The 15823-nt window shown below is 72.9% G+C and carries 14 protein-coding genes; 9 read left to right on the forward strand and 5 right to left on the reverse strand.

Annotated elements, in window-relative coordinates:
- Positions 1-39: 39 nt before the first annotated feature.
- Entirely contained in the window at positions 40-843 is an 804-nt protein-coding gene (locus tag ACFXKZ_RS15715; protein ID WP_380000622.1) for an APH(3') family aminoglycoside O-phosphotransferase, read from the forward strand.
- A gap of 15 nt (positions 844-858) precedes the next feature.
- On the opposite strand, the gene ACFXKZ_RS15720 is transcribed toward ACFXKZ_RS15715, so the two are convergent.
- Together ACFXKZ_RS15720 and ACFXKZ_RS15725 are read right to left on the reverse strand one after the other, a co-directional pair.
- Positions 859-1419 (reverse strand): DUF4240 domain-containing protein, encoded by a 561-nt coding sequence (locus ACFXKZ_RS15720; RefSeq protein WP_380000624.1) that lies wholly within the window; start codon positions 1417-1419, stop codon positions 859-861.
- A gap of 33 nt (positions 1420-1452) precedes the next feature.
- Complete coding sequence (locus tag ACFXKZ_RS15725; protein WP_380000626.1) at positions 1453-2085, reverse strand: TetR/AcrR family transcriptional regulator; 633 nt, start codon at positions 2083-2085, stop codon at positions 1453-1455.
- 143 nt (positions 2086-2228) lie between these two features.
- Here ACFXKZ_RS15725 and ACFXKZ_RS15730 point away from each other — a divergent pair, with 143 nt between their 5' ends.
- The 5 genes from ACFXKZ_RS15730 (at position 2229) to ACFXKZ_RS15750 (ending at position 6260) form a co-directional block, all read left to right on the forward strand.
- Positions 2229-3122, forward strand: a complete 894-nt coding sequence (locus tag ACFXKZ_RS15730) for a virginiamycin B lyase (RefSeq protein ID WP_380000628.1) — start codon at positions 2229-2231, stop codon at positions 3120-3122.
- A 236-nt stretch (positions 3123-3358) separates the two neighbouring features.
- A complete protein-coding gene (locus ACFXKZ_RS15735; protein WP_380000631.1) occupies positions 3359-3535 on the forward strand; it encodes a hypothetical protein in 177 nt (58 codons plus the stop codon).
- A 54-nt stretch (positions 3536-3589) separates the two neighbouring features.
- On the forward strand, positions 3590-4327 hold the full coding sequence (locus ACFXKZ_RS15740; RefSeq protein WP_380000633.1) for a hypothetical protein: 738 nt from the start codon (positions 3590-3592) through the stop codon (positions 4325-4327).
- Positions 4324-5253 carry a DUF6895 family protein gene (locus tag ACFXKZ_RS15745; RefSeq protein WP_380000635.1) on the forward strand — a complete coding sequence of 310 codons (930 nt, stop codon included), beginning with the start codon at positions 4324-4326 and terminating at the stop codon, positions 5251-5253. Before ACFXKZ_RS15740 ends, ACFXKZ_RS15745 begins: the two co-directional genes overlap by 4 nt.
- Positions 5250-6260, forward strand: a complete 1011-nt coding sequence (locus tag ACFXKZ_RS15750) for a serine hydrolase domain-containing protein (RefSeq protein ID WP_380000637.1) — start codon at positions 5250-5252, stop codon at positions 6258-6260. The genes ACFXKZ_RS15745 and ACFXKZ_RS15750 overlap by 4 nt, the downstream gene beginning before the upstream one ends.
- An 89-nt stretch (positions 6261-6349) precedes the next feature.
- On the opposite strand, the gene ACFXKZ_RS15755 is transcribed toward ACFXKZ_RS15750, so the two are convergent.
- Positions 6350-8041 (reverse strand): dihydroxyacetone kinase family protein, encoded by a 1692-nt coding sequence (locus ACFXKZ_RS15755; RefSeq protein WP_380000639.1) that lies wholly within the window; start codon positions 8039-8041, stop codon positions 6350-6352.
- A gap of 217 nt (positions 8042-8258) precedes the next feature.
- Positions 8259-8603 carry a S26 family signal peptidase gene (locus tag ACFXKZ_RS15760; protein ID WP_246127020.1) on the reverse strand — a complete coding sequence of 115 codons (345 nt, stop codon included), beginning with the start codon at positions 8601-8603 and terminating at the stop codon, positions 8259-8261.
- A 122-nt stretch (positions 8604-8725) separates the two neighbouring features.
- Here ACFXKZ_RS15760 and ACFXKZ_RS15765 point away from each other — a divergent pair, with 122 nt between their 5' ends.
- A complete protein-coding gene (locus tag ACFXKZ_RS15765) occupies positions 8726-9181 on the forward strand; it encodes a hypothetical protein (protein WP_380000641.1) in 456 nt (151 codons plus the stop codon).
- A gap of 73 nt (positions 9182-9254) precedes the next feature.
- Here the strand turns inward: ACFXKZ_RS15765 and ACFXKZ_RS15770 are convergent, their stop codons facing one another.
- Complete coding sequence (locus ACFXKZ_RS15770; RefSeq protein ID WP_380000643.1) at positions 9255-10058, reverse strand: hypothetical protein; 804 nt, start codon at positions 10056-10058, stop codon at positions 9255-9257.
- An 83-nt stretch (positions 10059-10141) separates the two neighbouring features.
- On the opposite strand from ACFXKZ_RS15770, the gene ACFXKZ_RS15775 reads away from it, so the two are divergent.
- The gene (locus ACFXKZ_RS15775; RefSeq protein ID WP_380000645.1) at positions 10142-11092 is read left to right on the forward strand and encodes an antibiotic ABC transporter ATP-binding protein; all 951 of its coding nucleotides are present in this window, start codon (positions 10142-10144) and stop codon (positions 11090-11092) included.
- Positions 11089-15711, forward strand: a complete 4623-nt coding sequence (locus ACFXKZ_RS15780) for a caspase family protein (RefSeq protein WP_380000647.1) — start codon at positions 11089-11091, stop codon at positions 15709-15711. The genes ACFXKZ_RS15775 and ACFXKZ_RS15780 overlap by 4 nt, the downstream gene beginning before the upstream one ends.
- Positions 15712-15823 lie beyond the last annotated feature (112 nt).

The following is a 15823-nucleotide window of genomic DNA, read 5'->3' on the forward strand; positions in this document are numbered from 1 at the left end:
CGCCGGCGCGCGACCGACGTTCCGGGCGAGGATGCCGGGATGAGGGACGATCTTCGACGTCGCTTCGCGGCGTACACCCGGGAACCGGTCACCGACGGCATGTCCGGGGCGGGGGTGTACCGACTGCGCGGCCGTGGCGGCGAGGAGCTGTATCTCAAGATCGGCACGCCCAACGGGCACCCGGATTCCGGCTTCCACGTGTCCGCTGAGGTGGCCCGGGGCACCTGGGCGGCGAAACAGGGGCTGCCGGTCGCCGAGATCCTGGACCACGACGTGGACGACGCCGGGGGTTGGCTGCTCACCCGGGCCGTGTCCGGCCGCTCGGCCGCCGACCCGTGGCCCGCCGAGCAGCGCGACGCGGTCGTGGACGCGCTCGCCGACCTGGCCCGCGACCTGCATCGACTGCCCGTCGCCGACTGCCCGTTCGACCGCACACTCGCGGTCACCGTGCCGGCCGCCGAGCAGGCGATCGCGGCCGGCCTGGTCGATCTCGACGACGTCGACGAGGAACGGGCGGGCCGCACCGGTCCCGAACTGCTCGCCGAACTGCTCGCGACAGTCCCACCCACCGAAGACCTGGTGGTCGGCCACGGCGACTACTGCCCGCCCAATGTGCTCCTCGACCCGGACACCGCGCGGGTCACCGGCCTGATCGACCTCGGCCGCCTGGGTCGCACCGACCGCCACGCCGACCCGGCTCTGCTCACCCGCAGCCTCCTCGACGACGACCACGGCCAGTACTCGCCCGAGCACACGGCCCGCTTCCTCGCCCGCTACGACCCCGACAACACCCTCGACCCACAACGCTTGCGCTTCTACCGCCTACTCGACGAGTTCTGCTGACCCGCCCCCAACCGCTCAGCTTCCACCACCACCCCAGAACAGCGCGGCCGGACGCGGCAGGCGGCGGCGCATCTCCGCACCGTCGTCGAAGTCGAAGCCCTCCCCCACCGGACCCGTCCCGATGCCGTCGGGGCAGGTCGAGGGCCGCAGCGCACTCGCCCGCCAAAACGCCTCCTCGTCACCGGTCAACCGCCCGAACGCCCTCACGGCGCAGTAGTTGGCGTCCTCGCCGAAAATCGCCTCGTCGCCCCCGGCGCGCACCTCGGCGAGCACGACAGGGAGCCCGGCCAGGCCGTCCGGGTCGAGCAGCGCGGCCTCGTACGTCTCCCGCCCCTGGGCGATCAGCCCCGCACGGAAGTCCATGAAGGCGTCGTCGCAGCAGCCGCCCCCGATCAGGTAGGCCGCGGCCCACAGGTCCCATCGGTAGAGCGCTTCGCGCGCCTCGCGAAACCGATCGTCGTAGTCGAGGATCCGCTCCGGCGGGTGCGCGGCGAGTATGTCGACCAGTGCCGGCGCATACGGCCCGTCGGCCGCCCGGGCGGTCTCCACGAGGGTCCGGAATTCGTCCGTGTCCATGGCGCGGCAGCACTGTGACCGTCGGTGCCGACATCAGGGCGGGTCGGTGGGTTCGGTGGCCGGGGGGTTTCGGACGAAGACTCCGGCGCGGGCCGCTGCCTCGGCTGCGTCGGCCGCGCGGCGGGCCTGGCCGGCGTCGACCGGTTCGCGCGTGATGAACAGGCGGTAGTACAGCGCGCCGACGGCCGTGCGCACCACCTCGCCCGCATCGGTGCCCACCGGCAACTCCCCGCGCCCGACCGCCCGTTGCACCACCACCTCGGCCTGGGCGAGTCGACCGACCAAAAAGCCGTGCAGCGCCGCGCCCGTGGTCGGATCCCGCACCGCCGCTCCCACGAGGGCCCGGGCGATCGGCCCGCGCCCGGGGTCCTCGAAACCCGACACCACCATCGCGGTGATCGCCCGCAGATCGTCGCGGAGCACACCGGTGTCGGGCAGCGGCCACGGCTCCTCCGCCGCGAGGTCGAGCGCGTCGGCGGCCAGCCCGGCCGCGTTGCGCCAGCGCCGGTACACCGTCGTCTTGTGCACCCCCGAGCGCACGGCGACCGCCTCCATGGTCAATCCGTCGAAGCCCTTGTCCGCCAATTCGGCCAGCGTCGCCCGCCGCACCGCGTCCCGGGTCCGCGCGGTGCGCCCCCCGGGTCGCGCCTCACCCACACCACTCACCCGACACCCCAAAAGCAACCCGGTTGCATTAGCAACGCTCCATCCGTCATACTCATACTAACGCAACAAGGTTGCATTTACCCGCCGGCCGGCACCCGCCGGCAAGCATCCGCCCGCGTCGCACCGAACGAGAGAAGGCCCGGATGACCACCCCCGCCGCGATCACCGGACTCGCGGTCACCGACCGCGAGTCCGGCCCGTACTCGATCGCCGTCGGCCCGGACGGCGCCCTGTGGTTCACCCTGGTGCACGCCGGTCGCATCGGCCGACTGAACCCCGCCGACGGGCAGACCACGATCCACGATCTCGGCGACCCGACCTGCGGCCCGACCGTGCTGGTCGCGGGCCCCGACGACGCGCTGTGGTTCACCGAGTACAAGGCCCACCGCATCGGCCGCATCACCCCGACCGGCGCGGTGACCCACTTCGACCTGCTCACCGCGGATTCCGGGCCGTACGGGATCACCCGCGGCCCCGACGGCGCGCTGTGGTTCACCGAGACCGCCGCGAACCGCATCGGCCGGATCGACCCGACCGGCGCGGTCACCACGTTCGACCTGCCGATCCCGGCCGCGTTCCCGTCGGCGATCACCACCGGCGCCGACGGCGCGCTGTGGTTCACCCTCAACGCCGCCAACGCGCTCGGCCGGATCACCACGACCGGCGCGGTGACCGTATACCCGCTGCCCACCCCGGGCGCGGCCCCGGTCGGGATCGCGGCCGACCCCGACGGCTCGGTGTGGTTCACCGAGATCGGCGCGGGCGCGATCGGTCGCCGCACGGCGACCGGCGAGTTCACCGAATTCCCGCTGCCGGACCGGGAGTCTCGCCCGCACGCGGTGGCGCTGGACGCGACCGGCCACTGCTGGTTCACCGAATGGGCCGCGAACCGGGTCGGCCGACTCGCCCGGGAGGGCACTCTGACGGAGTACGACTTGCCCGGCGTCGCCGCCGAACCGCACGGCCTCACCCAGGGCCCCGACGGCGCGATCTGGGTCGCCCTGGAGACCGGCAGCCTGGCCCGCATCGAGCCCTGAATCACCCGAAAACCGCTGGTGAACGCCGATTCACCGGCCCGATCCGCCGCCCCCTCCCGGATCCGACCCGACGCCGAACACGCCCCCGTGCGCCCCTACACGCGCCCGCGCACGCTAAATGAACCGCAGCCGACACCAATCACGAAATGGTGCAAAGCCTCACAAAAAGTGCCTATGGTCGATGAGCACGGGGCATCGCCGAGCCCGGCGATGAAGTCACGAAGAGGGAGCACCCGATGCTTACTCAGCACGTTCGTCAGGCCACGCCGGTCCACGCCGGCACTGTCGCGACGCTCATGATCGAGGAGGAGACGACCATCAGCGACGCCCCGCTGTTCGTGCCGGAAGACTTCGGCGTCGGCGTGCTGCTGGCCGGCCTTCTGCTGTCCCCGAAGCCCCCGAAGGAGCGGTGACCCGGACGAGTTGTCCGTGACACCACCGGTTCCGACGGAAAGTTGATCTCCACCATGCCCTTCGCCGGCACCTCGCCACACGAGGACTACACGGCGGCGGTCGAGCGAGTGGCAGGCCAGGCCCTCGGCGTCCTCATGGACGCCGGGGGCGCGGTCGTCCCCGCCGGATTCGCCGCCGACGACCTGCACGCGGCGCAAACCCGCGACGCCGACGCCGACTTGCCCGGCCTGCGAGTCCTGGGTTCGGACGCGCTCGCCCCCCACGTCCTGCGCGACACCCCCGTCCCGACCGATCGGGCCGAGGCCGCCGCCAGGGCGTTCGCCGTCTTCCCGCCCGACGCGGTGGGCGCCTCGTCCGACACCGCGTGGATCGTCACCTGGCGCGACTGGGCGACCGCCCGCACCCTGACCCGCTTCGGCCTGACCGTGGACGTGCCCGTCCCCGGCGACGGGGCCCAGGTCGCCGACGCGTCGTCGTGGCAGACCTGGTCGGTACGCATGGCCCAACTGTCCTCCCTGGCCCTGCCCGGCCTGGACGGCCCCATCCACACCGCCGCCCGCGAGGGCGCCGAGGCCCTGTCCCGGGGGCTGGTACGGGCGATGTTGCGCCGCGACTACCGCACCGCCGCCCGGATCGCCCGCTGGCTCGCGTGGGTGGCCGCCGACGGCATCGCCGTACCGCTGGACCTCGCGCCGCTGCTGCGCCACGTCCGGCTGTTCGGCGGCGGCAGCACCCGTACCGTGCTCGACACCCGCATCGCCCAACACGTGACCGGGCTGGAGGGCTCATGAACGCCGACGTGCTCAAGACCGCGCACACCATCGGCTCGCGGGCGTTGCGCTGGCTGCACGACAACGCCGAGTTCGGCACCCTGCCCACGCACACCATCGTCGACTTCAACGACCGCGACGGCGCGTACAAACCGCTCGGCGAGACCGCGCTGGCCACCTCCCTGATGTTGCGCGAGGGGGTCGCCGGACCCGGCGACCTGGCCACCGCGCGCAGCCTGATCGACTTCGCCTGGGAGCAGTTCCAGTCCGGGAACTTCCTCTACGAGCGCCAAGTGCGGCATCCGCTGATCACCGATCCGCTGGAGACGTACGCGCACTTCACCCGAGCCGGCCTGCGGCACGAGCAGATGGACCGGTTGCAGGAGCACCTGGCCGAGTTGCGCTCGGTACACGGCATCGAACTGATGCCCAACCGACGGCTCGCGGTGGCCAACGCAAGCCGCGTCGCCGGAGTGAACCGCCGCTTCGACTGGCCCGCGCTCGCCGCCGACACCTGGCTGGGCATGACGCCCGAGCCGTGGGTGATCGACTGGATGACCGCGTACTGCATGACCCACACGGTGTTCCACCTCACCGACTGGGGCGCGCATCCCGAACTGCTGCCCGCCGACATCCGTGACTATCTGCGGATCTGGCTGCCGGTGTGGGTGGACATCTGGGCCGAGGTCGCGCAGTTCGACCTGGTCGGCGAGTTGTTGGCGGTCGACGCGTGTCTGACCGAGCCGGTCTGCGACGCGCAGGGCTGGGAGCGGCTCGCGGCGGCGCAGCGTGAGGACGGGCTGCTGCCGCGCGACGCGGACCCGATCGACGAGGACCCGAAGCAGGCGTTCAAGGACCACGAGCACACCGCCGTGGTGGCGATCGTGGCCGGCACCATCACGCTGGCGCGCTCCCTGGGCACCGCGCCGGCCCCCGTACCCGCGTGAGCGAGTCCCCCGCACGGTTGTTGGCGCCGCTGCTGCGGGCCGTGCCCGCAGCAGGCGCGCTGGTCCTGGGCACGGTCCGGGCGGGCGAGTCGTCGGTGGCGTGCCGGGGGCCCGCGGTGGACGCCGACTCCCGGTTCGAACTGGGCTCGGTGACCAAGACGTTCACCGCGCTGTTGCTGGCCGACGCCGTGGCGCGCGGTGAGGCCCGGCTCGATGATCCGCTGATCACCTACCTGCCGCTCGGCGCCCGGCCGCGCTGGTCCTCGGACGTCACACTGCTGCATCTGGCCACGCACACCTCCGGGTTGCCCCGGCTGCCGCCCGGCACACTGCGCACGGCGGTGCCCGCGTGGTATTCGAACCCGTACGCGGGCTACACCGAGCAGCGCCTGTTCGCCCTGCTCGGCCGGACCCGACCGCACGCCCGGCCGGGCACCCGGGTGCACTACTCCAACCTGGGTGTGGCACTGCTGGGACACGCGCTCGCGCGCGCCGCCGGCATGCCCTACCCGGACCTGGTGGTGGCTCGGCTCGGGGTGCCGCTGGGGCTGACGATGACCACGTGCGACCCGAACGGGCCGCAGGTGACGGGGTATCTGCGCGGTCGGCCCCGGCCGCCGTGGGACATGCCGGGACTGCCCGCGGCGGGGGCGCTGCGCAGCAGCGGGACGGACGTGACCCGGTATCTGGCCGCGCACCTGGATCCCTCCGGGGTGCAACCCGCCTCGCTCGCCCGCGCGTTGGTCGACGTGCGGCGGCCCCGGCTGATCTGCCCCGACGGCGGTGATCGGTTGTGCCTGGTGTGGAACCTGCGGGTGCGCCGGGGGCACGATCTGATCTTCCACGCCGGCACGACGCGCGGGTTCACCTCGTTCCTGGGCTTCAGCCCGCAGACCGGAGTGGGGCTCGCCGCGCTGGTGAACCGGTCGGCGGGGGCTCGCGGAGTCTTCATCCAGGTCGCGTACGACACGTTGCGGGCGCTCGCGGACGACGCCGGAGCGGGCTGAACCCTCCCCCACGCTGAACCCTCCCCCACACCGGGGCGAGCCGATACGTCGACCGCCGCGGCCCGGATCCGGGCCGCGGCGGTCGTGCGTCATGCCCTCTCGTCCTCCGCGTCCAGGGCGTCGGCGACCGCGCGGAGCCAGATCACCACGGCCTCCGCGCCCGGGTCGACCGTGCCGATCGCCCGGTCGCCGAGGTAGCTGCTGCGGCCCCGGCGGGCGCTGTGGGTCGCCGTCTCCTCGGTGCCGGCGGCGGCCGCGTCGATCGCCTCGGCCAGGCTCGCGCCGCCGACCAGCGCCTCGCCGGCGGGCACGAGGGCGTCCAGCATGGTGCGGTCGCCGACCCGGGCGCCGCCGAGTTCGCCGACCGCCCGAGCGCCGGCGGCCAGCGCCTCGCGCCACCCGTGCGGTGACGGGTCGGCCTCCACCGCGCCCGCCGCGCGCAGCAGGAGCACCGAGTACAGCGGCCCTGAGGTGCCGCCGAGGGCGCGTCGTACGGTGTCGGCGAGCCCGCGCAGCACGGCGGCCGGATGGCCGCCGCCGTAGCCGGGCAGCTCGCGCCGGACGGCCTCGGCGCCGCGGGCCAGGCTGATGCCCAGGTCGCCGTCGCCGACGATCCGGTCCAGCTCGGTCAGGTGCGGCTCGGCCTCGGTCAGAGCCGCGCACGCGGCCTCGACGGCGCGGGTGAGCGGGGTCGGCTCGGTCAGCGCGGTGCCGGCGTCGGCGGTGCCGGGAGCGGGGGCCGCCGGCAGCACGGTGACCTCGCCCACCCGGCCCGCCACCGGCGTCGGCCACGCGGGCGCGGAGGTCGCCGCGTCGAGGCGGGCGAGCCGGGCGTCGTCGACCCGGAGCAGGGACAGCGAGACGCCGGCCATCTCCAGGGCGGTCAGGAACGAGCCGCGCCAGGCCCGCTCCAGGACCAGACCCCGGCCGGCCAGGTCCCGCACCGCGCCGCGCAGCACGATGTCCAGTTCCATGGTCGGGGTGCCGCCGAGGTTGTTGACCAGCAGCGCGACCCGGTCGCCGGCTTCGAGGCCGGTCTCCGTCACGATCCGGTCCAGGAGTTCGGCCACGAACGTGTCGGCGGGCGCGATCTTGTCCCGGCGTACCCCCGCCTCGCCGTGAATGCCCAGGCCCAATTCGACCTCGTCCTCGCCGAGTTCGAAGCCCGGCTGCCCGGCGGCCGGCACCGTGCACGGGCTGAGCGCGACGCCCATCGTGCCGATCGCGCGGGCCGCCGCCTCGGCCTCCGCCCGGACCTCGGCCAGCGTCGCGCCCGCGTCCGCCGCCGCTCCCGCGACCTTGTGCACGAACACGGTGCCGGCGATACCGCGCCGGCCGGCGGTGCCCTCCCCCGCGGCCAGCGCCACGTCGTCGGCGACCACCACCACCTCGACCGCGATCCCCTCGGCCCGGGCCAACTCGGCGGCAAGGCCGAAGTTGAGCCGGTCGCCGGTATACGACTTGACCACGAGCAGCACCCCGGCGGGGCCGGCGACGGTGCGGATCGCGGCCAGGATCGTGTCGGTGGCCGGCGAGGTGAACACGTCCCCCGACACGGCGGCGGTCAACATCCCGGGCCCGACGTATCCCGCGTGCGCGGGCTCGTGGCCGGCGCCGCCGCCGGAGATCACCGCGACCCGGCCGCTCTGCGCGTACGCCCGCGCGTCCGCGCGCAACGCGACGTTCGCGCCGTCGAGCAGGGCGATGCCGGGGTTGGCCAGCGCCAGCCCCTCCAACATCTCGGGGACGACGTCGCGGGCGGAATTGATCAGCTTCTTCATGGCTGCATCTCTACCTGGCCGCGCCGCGGACGAATCCACCGGGTCGTCCCGAATCACGGGCAACCGGACGGGCGGTACACGCGTGTCGATCATCGGGACCGAAGGTCCCGGGGCGCGGTGGATCGCCGTCCGGCGGTCGTACCGCCCGGCCCGTGGCGGGAGTGGTTCCTCCTCAGGACTTCCGCCACGAGCCGGACTCCGGTCGGTGCGGCGGCACTCACCCGTCCGCCGGCACCGACTCGCGGATCTTGCGGCCGGCGCCCGGACGCGGTACGCCGTCCACGGACACACAGATTCCGTAGACGCGGGCGTACGAGGTCCAGCCGTTGGTCCGGCCACGATTGTTGCTGATCTGGACGCGCGAACGGGTGACATCCAGCGCGGAGACCAGGTGCAGGTACATCTTTCCCGCGACCCTGGCCAAGACGATGTCCCCGAGAGCGAGACGGGCCGGGTCCACCGGCGCGACGGTCACGAGTTGGCGACTGCGAATAAGCGGGGCCATGGAGGTCCCGCGCGGGCGAAACTCGACGGTGGCGCCGCGCGCCACCTTGGCGGCCATGCTGTCCATCATTCCCATCGCGGAACAGGATGACGGATGAACGCCGAACCGGCCACGGGTTTTTTTCGCCCGCCGGCCGGCCCGACGAACCAACCCTCGACGACCCACCCGAAAGGCCACGGATGAGCTCCCGACCGCACCACTACCGATTCGCCCACGTGGTCTTTCGCTCGATCGCGCTGCGCAACGCAGCCGGGCTGCTGGCCGCGCCGCTCGACGAACTGAACGCGCGCACCGCGGACCTGTGGGTCGGCGTCGGCGGCGAACTGCCCGAGGAGCAGCGGCTGCCCGCCGACGGACTGGCCCTGTCGCACGTGCCGCTGGGCACGGGGACCGCCCTGCTGGTGCGCTTCCCGCCCGCGCTGCATCCGCCGGAGGCGCACTTCGCCCTGCTCCTGGGGCCGGATGTGGTGGGCGAGCCGCGCTACTTCGTCTTGGAGGAGAGCCTCGACATGTTCACCCGGGCGCGGGTCACGGTGCTCGGCGCCTGGAACGCGGACACCCATCTCAACCTCGGCCCGGGCCCGGTCGCGGAGGCAAACGCCTTCGTGGCGGCGGTCGGGGCGCGGGTGGGGTAGGGCGGTGGGCTTGGCGCGGTGGGCGTTGGGGCGGTCGGTGAGGGGGCTTGGCGCGGGTTCGCCTTCGTGCGCGTCAGCGGGCCGGGCGGTCGGCGGTGGTCGCGCGCCAGGGGGCGGTCAGCGCGTCCCGGTCGGCGGCGGACATCAGGTGGGGCGCGCCGAGCGCCATGGCGGCGTGCAGCAGCGGGGCCGACGCGTGCGACCACGGCTCGGCCATCACCTCCTCGCTCTCCCCGTCCTCCTCGTCGTACACCGTCTCGAACGCCGTCGGGCCGCCGCGTTCGCGCGCCGCGGCCCGAATCGCGGCGGACACCGCCAGGAACCCCTTGCCGATCGGCGACTCGGCCGGTCCGTCGCCGGGGATGGCGAGGGTGGCGGAGTGGTCGCGGTCGAGGTGGGGCGCGGCGTTCGGCTCACCGGCGAGCCAACGATTCCAGGCCGCGCCGTAGCGGGCGGCGGCGCCCGGGATCGAGGCCGCGGCGAGCCGGGCGGCGGTCTGCGTGGTGAGCGCGCGGGCCGCGTCGAGGACGTCCACCACCGCTGCGCCGTGCGGGCCGAACAGCGCGGACGCGGGCAGTTCGGCGAGCACGTCCACCGTGAACGCCCGGATGTACTTGGCGGGTTGGCGCAGCGCCTCGTTGGCCTGCGTCAGCGCCGCGCGCTCGGCGTCCGTCTCGGGCGGGGTCACCGCGACCCGGTACAGCCGGCCCGGCCACCCGCCGACGATCACGCTCGACAATTCCCGGTCGACCACGATGCACGGCGGCTCGAAGTCCGCCTTGGCGATCCGGCGCCCGACGGCCGCGCCGGCCATCGGCCCGGGGCGCGCCTCGCGCACGAAGACGAAGCCTTCCTCGGGAGGGTCGGTGCGGATCATCCGCCCAGCGTAGCCCCGGCTTTCGGACCCCCGGCCCGCACGCCGCCGGCTAGGCTTGCCGCAGACATCAGGGGGAGGGGTCCGTGACCAAGGTCGTCTTTGTACACGGCGTCGGCAAGCAGTACCTGAGCGAGGACTCGCTCGCTCGTGACGTGGTGCCCGAACTGCGGGGCGGGACCCGCCTGGCCGACGGGCCGGTGCCGACGGCCGAGGAGGTCGGGGTCGCCTTCTACGGCGACCTGTTCCGGCCGGCGGGGAGCCGGTCGGCGGCGGACGAGCCCTTCGACGCGGCCGACGTGGTGGACGACGACGAGTACGACCTGCTGATGGCGTGGTGGGCGCAGGCCGCGCGGGTGGATCCGGGGGTGCCGGGCCCGGACTGCGGCGGTACGCGCGGTGCGGTCGGCGCGGTCGGCTCGCGGGCGGTACGGCTGAGGGCGGTGCGGGCGGCCCTGGACGCGTTGACCGGCGCGCGCTTCCTGACCGGCGTGCTGGACCGGGCGCTGATCGGCGACCTGAAGCAGATGGTCCGCTATCTCACCGACGAGGACATCCGGGCGCGGGCCCGGGCCCGGGTCGCGGCGCGGCTCACCCCTAAGACCCGGGTGGTGGTGGCCCATTCGCTCGGGTCGGTGGTGGCCTACGAGACGTTGTGCAACACCTCGCACCGGGTGGACACCCTGGTCACCCTGGGCTCGCCGCTGGGGATGCGCGCCTTGGTACACGATCGGCTGCGACCGGCCCCGATCGAGGGCATGGGGTGGTGGCCGCAGGGGCTGCGGGCCTGGACCAACATCGCCGACTCGGGCGATGTCGTCGCCGTGGTGCGCGAGTTGCGGCACACCTTCGGCGAGCGGGTGCGGGACGTGGTGGTCGACAACGGCAGCCACATGCACGACGCGACGCGCTACCTGACGGCGGTGGAGACGGGGACGGCGATCGTGGCCGGGTTGCGCGCGGACGAGTCGGACCGGTTCGACGCACGGGCCGAGGCGCTGCGGTGGGCGGCGGGCGGCACCGGGTCGGGCGAGTGAGCGAACCGCGCCGATATCTGGTCGCGGCCGGGACGCGGCACTATCGCGAACTCGGCGAACTGCGCGGCGCGCACCGCGATGTCGGGCGGATCGTGGACCTGTTCGGGGCGATGGGCTACGAACGGGTGCCGGCCGAGGTGTCCCGCGACCCGGACGCCGACGAGTTCGAGAACGCGCTGGCGGACTGGTGTGCGGGTGGCGGGTTGACGGCGGGTGATGTCGTGGTCGTGTACTACGCCGGCCACGGCGACCCGCCGATCGCCGGCCCGTATCGGCTGGCCTGCGCGGGCTCGGTGGCGACCCGACCGCGCACATGGTTGTCGTTGGAGAACCTGGCGGCGATCCTGGCCGAATCGCCGGTCCGTGACGTGCTGTTCATTGTCGACGCGTGCCATGCCGGACTCGGCGCGGACGAACTCGGCGCGGTGACGGCGGCGTTCGCAGCGACCCGGGGACGTGGCGAGGAACCCGGTTCGGGGACGTGGGTACTCGCGTCGGCCCGTCGTCGGGAACTCGCGAGCGACGAGGGCCACTTCGTGACCGAGCTCGCCCGCGCCCACACGGCGGGCGACGGAGCCTCGCAGCGCCGGCTGTCCCCCGCGCTGCTCGCCGACCGGATCAACCGGGCCTTCGTCACCGCCGGGCACGCGCAACGCGCCGTATGCTCCGTCACCGACCAGTCGATCCAGCCCCCGTTCTTCCCGAACCCGGCCTTCGACCCGGCGGCGGAGATCGGACCGGACGGCCGGGCGGAGGGCGAAGCCTCCGACCTGACCGCCCACTTCGAGCCACGCGGACGCGGCGTGGAGCACGTCCACGACCCGGGCTCGTACTTCACCGGCCGCGCACACGCCCTCGACGTGGTCCGCACCCGCCTGGCCGGCCCGGGCGGACGCGGACCGCTGGCCGTCACCGGCGCGCCCGGCTCGGGCAAATCGGCGCTGCTCGGCCGGATCGTCCTCGAAGGCGACACCGCCGGCGGCACACCGCCGATCGACGTGTCGATCAACGCCCGGCACCAGACCATCGACGCGCTGATCGGCCGCCTCGCCGGCGCGGCGGACGTGCGCGCGTCGAGCGTGGACGCGCTGTTGGCGGCGCTGGCGGGCCGGCGGGCGCCGTATCGCGTGGTGGTGGACTCGCTGGACGAGGCGGGCCCGGGCCACGACATCGTCGAGGCGCGCCGGATCGCGTGGGAATTGCTGCGGCCACTGGGCGACGTGCCGTGTGTGCGGTTGGTGGTGGGGTCGCGGCGCGAACTGCTGAGCGACTGGTGCAAGCACGCCCCGATCGTGGACCTGGACACCGACGCCTACGCGGACGACACGAGCGTCGCCGACTACGTCGAGCGCATCCTCGCCGACGTGCGGTCGCCGTACGCGGACGCCCCGGACACGGCGCGCGTCATCGCACAGGCGGTGGCCCGACGGGCGGGACGCTGCTTCCTGGTCGCCCGGATGACGGCAAGCGCCCTGCTGCGGCAGGAGCCGGTGAAGGTAACGGCGTCGGGCTGGGCCGACGCACTCCCCTCCGACGTCGACGGCGCGTTCCGCTCCTACCTGGAGCGCCTACCCGCGACCCGCCGCGCCACGGCGTTCACCCTGCTCACGACCCTGGCCTTCGCCGAGGGCCACGGCCTGCCCCGCGCGGGCGCATGGACGGCGGTGGCGTCCAGGCTGTCGGGCGCGGCGGTATGCGAGCGCGACATCGACGAATTGGTGGACGAGGAGGGTTCCTATCTCACGATGGTCGACGTGGGCGAGCATCGGTACTTCCGCCTCTATCACCAGGAGTTGACGGACCACCTGCGCGAAAGGGCGCTGGCCGCCCGGAGCATGGTGGACATCCAGGCGTGCTTCGTCGCCGCGCTGTTGGGCCTGGTGCCTCCCTTGCCGGACGGCATGGGCCCGAACTGGGACAAGGCGGAGCCCTATGTCCGCTACCACCTGGCAACGCACGCGGGAGCGGCGGGCACCATCGGTGAACTGATCACGGATCCGGCGTTCGTCCTGGCCGCCGGCCCTCTGGATCTGCTGCGAGCCGTTCGACGCGCCCGGGGGAAGTCGATGGTGCCGCTGGTGGTGGAGCGGTGCGCGGAGGTGTTGCGGAAGCGGGAGCGGGATCGGGCCGCCCATCTGGCGTTCGTGGCCCGGGCGACCGGCGAGCACGAATTCGCGGACCGGGCCCTGGCTTTGTCGACGTCCGTGGAGCGGGTGTGGATGGAGCCGCGGTCGGTGACACCGCATCAGGTGATCGGGCACCACGGCACAGGGGGCTTCTCGGTCGACGAGATCGACGACAACTGGTGGATCGAGGAACTGCGGCCCCGGAATCGCTCCTTGGTGTTGGCGCTCCCGCCCGCGGCGACGTGCCTGCATGTATGGGTCCCGGGCGACCCGTCCGCGGCCAGGACTCTGCCGCACCCGAACGAGATACTCGCCGCCGCGGCTTTCGTGGACGCGCACGATCGACCCACGGCGGTCACTCTCGACGACCAGGGCCAAATGCGGACATGGAACGTCGACGACGCGACATGGCGTCCGTGCGCGGACAACCCCGGCTACCGGTCGATCGTCACGGCCGGTGTCCTGAGCAGCGGAAGGGCGGTTGTCGCCTGCCAAGAATGGGACGGCGTCGAGGTTTTGGACGTGACGACCGGGCAGGTCGTCCTGCGGGTCGAGCACCGCCTCGCCGGGAACGCCCCGCTGACCGGATGTCGGCTGATCCGCACCCCTGGTTTCCCGGTGCGGTTGCCCTTGTTCCGGAAGGAGTCCGGCGCGATCGTGCTGTACGACCCGGAGGGAGATCCGTCGGCCTCTCCCGAAGTTCTGGTCGATGGCCTCCGTACCCGACCCGACCTCGACATCGCCGAGAATTCGAGGGGAGAGACCTTCCTCGCACTCGTAGAGGAGACAGGGACCACGACGACGGTGACCCTGGTCCGGGTCGCCGGCCGATCTCTTTCGTTCGATCTACCGGAGGAGACGGCCGACGGGCGATGGGGTGGCTTCGTGCGGCTGGACGACGACCCCACCTACATCGTGGGTGGTACGCACACGATCCACACGCTGCCGATGTCCGGTCTTCCCATGTCTTCCACGCAGCTCGACAGGAAACCGCTCTCGGCCGTCGCCATGGGAAACGATGGTCGCGTCGTCGTCGTCCGGGCCGGGTGGAAGGGCGCGGTGCACGTCGTCGACGCCACCGACGGCACCCCGCTCGGAGACCCCCTCCTCGGCCACGAAAGCGCGGTTTGCGCCCTTCGGATACTCGCTTCGTCTTCGTCCGACGGCTTGAACATCCTCGCGGCCGGTGCCGACGGCACGGTTCGGCTGTGGAATTGGCAACCCCCGACAACCACCGTTCCCGACCCGGGCACCGCGCGTCGGCCGACGCCCGTGTCCGTCGAGGCGCGGTCCGTACGGAGTTGGAGAGCACGACCGGACCGGATCCTGGTCACATCCCGTCTGGGACTGCGAACGCTCGACCGCGAGCCGTGGGACCGCCCCGACAGCGCGATGAGCGCCGACGTGCTTCCGGGTTCGGACAGACTTGCCATCACACGACGCCACGAAGACGACGACGGTGTGGTCTCCATCTTCCAGGCCTCCCACAACGCGAAGGAGGGTGCGCTGGGCGCGGATTCGTCCGGCTCGACCGTCTGGCACCGGTTGAGCCCCGACGGAGGGGTGCGAACCACCCGATTCGCCTTCCCGAGACACATGTCCAGGATGACGAAACTCCACCTGATTCCGCCGTCCGTGAGCCACCCGCGCGCACGGCTCGTCTCCGTCGATCCCATCCTGGACACCGTCGAGTTCACCGCGCCCGGCCACCATCCCGGAACGGTCTGGCCGCTGTCCGCCGTGGACAACCACGGGGCCTGGTGCAGTTCGACCGCCCTGGCCACATCGACCGGCCGGGCGCTACTCCTGCTCTCCCAGGGAGTCGGGCCACCGGACCCCAGGCAACTCTCGGGCACGGCGATCCGCATCCGAGACGCGGTGACCGGCAACGAGCTTGCGCACGGTCGCTTCGAGACACCGCATCCGGTGATGAGCATGCTGCCGTTCCATACCCGGACCGGTACCCGTCACGTCTCCTGCGTCGACTACCGGGGTGGCTACGCCGTTCTCGACCTGACCGACAGGCGCATGTACCGGGTCGGCATGGCGCGTCGCCTCCCCGCCGCGTGGTGGACGCAGGTGGACTACGCCGACGAACACGACATGGCCTGGGTCCGTCTGCCCTCGAACGACGCGTTGTTGCTCGCCACGGGTCGCGACGACGACCTGTCGGGCGCCGATTCGGTCCACATCTGGAATTCCGCCTCCCCGAACGACGTCGGCCGCCTTGCCGTCCCTGCCAAGCGCCTCCTCTGGACCGGCAACTCCCCTGACGGCGAAGCTCTCGTGTTGGTCGACGACGAACACGGCATCACCCTCTGTCATCTCCCTGACGGCAACCCGATCTGGCGCACACCCCTGCCCGCCCGGATCAATGGCGCCACGCTCCTCGCCGACGTCGACATCGCGCTCGCGACCCAGCAGGGGGTCGTCCTGGTCCGGCCGCGGATCTCCGCTGCGTGGCGGCGGCGGCTCGGGCTTGGGCGGGGGTGAGCGCGGCCGTCGCGGTCGCGGGACAACTCGGTTGCCGGGAAAAGGGTGAAGGCGACAGAATTGCGGATTGCAAGCGACAGACGGCCGGTGGTGCGACAGCGGGGGCACGTGT

The sequence above is a fragment of the Embleya sp. NPDC059237 genome (genome assembly GCF_042754105.1).
Lineage (GTDB): Bacteria > Actinomycetota > Actinomycetes > Streptomycetales > Streptomycetaceae > Embleya.

Bases quoted from the DNA above. Each gene is read 5' to 3' on its own strand.
- ACFXKZ_RS15715 (WP_380000622.1), top strand. From the start codon at position 40: ATGAGGGACGATCTTCGACGTCGCTTCGCGGCGTACACCCGGGAACCG.
- ACFXKZ_RS15720 (WP_380000624.1), bottom strand. From the start codon at position 1,419: ATGGACACGGACGAATTCCGGACCCTCGTGGAGACCGCCCGGGCGGCC.
- ACFXKZ_RS15730 (WP_380000628.1), top strand. From the start codon at position 2,229: ATGACCACCCCCGCCGCGATCACCGGACTCGCGGTCACCGACCGCGAG.
- ACFXKZ_RS15735 (WP_380000631.1), top strand. From the start codon at position 3,359: ATGCTTACTCAGCACGTTCGTCAGGCCACGCCGGTCCACGCCGGCACT.
- ACFXKZ_RS15740 (WP_380000633.1), top strand. From the start codon at position 3,590: ATGCCCTTCGCCGGCACCTCGCCACACGAGGACTACACGGCGGCGGTC.
- ACFXKZ_RS15745 (WP_380000635.1), top strand. From the start codon at position 4,324: ATGAACGCCGACGTGCTCAAGACCGCGCACACCATCGGCTCGCGGGCG.
- ACFXKZ_RS15755 (WP_380000639.1), bottom strand. From the start codon at position 8,041: ATGAAGAAGCTGATCAATTCCGCCCGCGACGTCGTCCCCGAGATGTTG.
- ACFXKZ_RS15760 (WP_246127020.1), bottom strand. From the start codon at position 8,603: ATGGCCGCCAAGGTGGCGCGCGGCGCCACCGTCGAGTTTCGCCCGCGC.
- ACFXKZ_RS15765 (WP_380000641.1), top strand. From the start codon at position 8,726: ATGAGCTCCCGACCGCACCACTACCGATTCGCCCACGTGGTCTTTCGC.
- ACFXKZ_RS15770 (WP_380000643.1), bottom strand. From the start codon at position 10,058: ATGATCCGCACCGACCCTCCCGAGGAAGGCTTCGTCTTCGTGCGCGAG.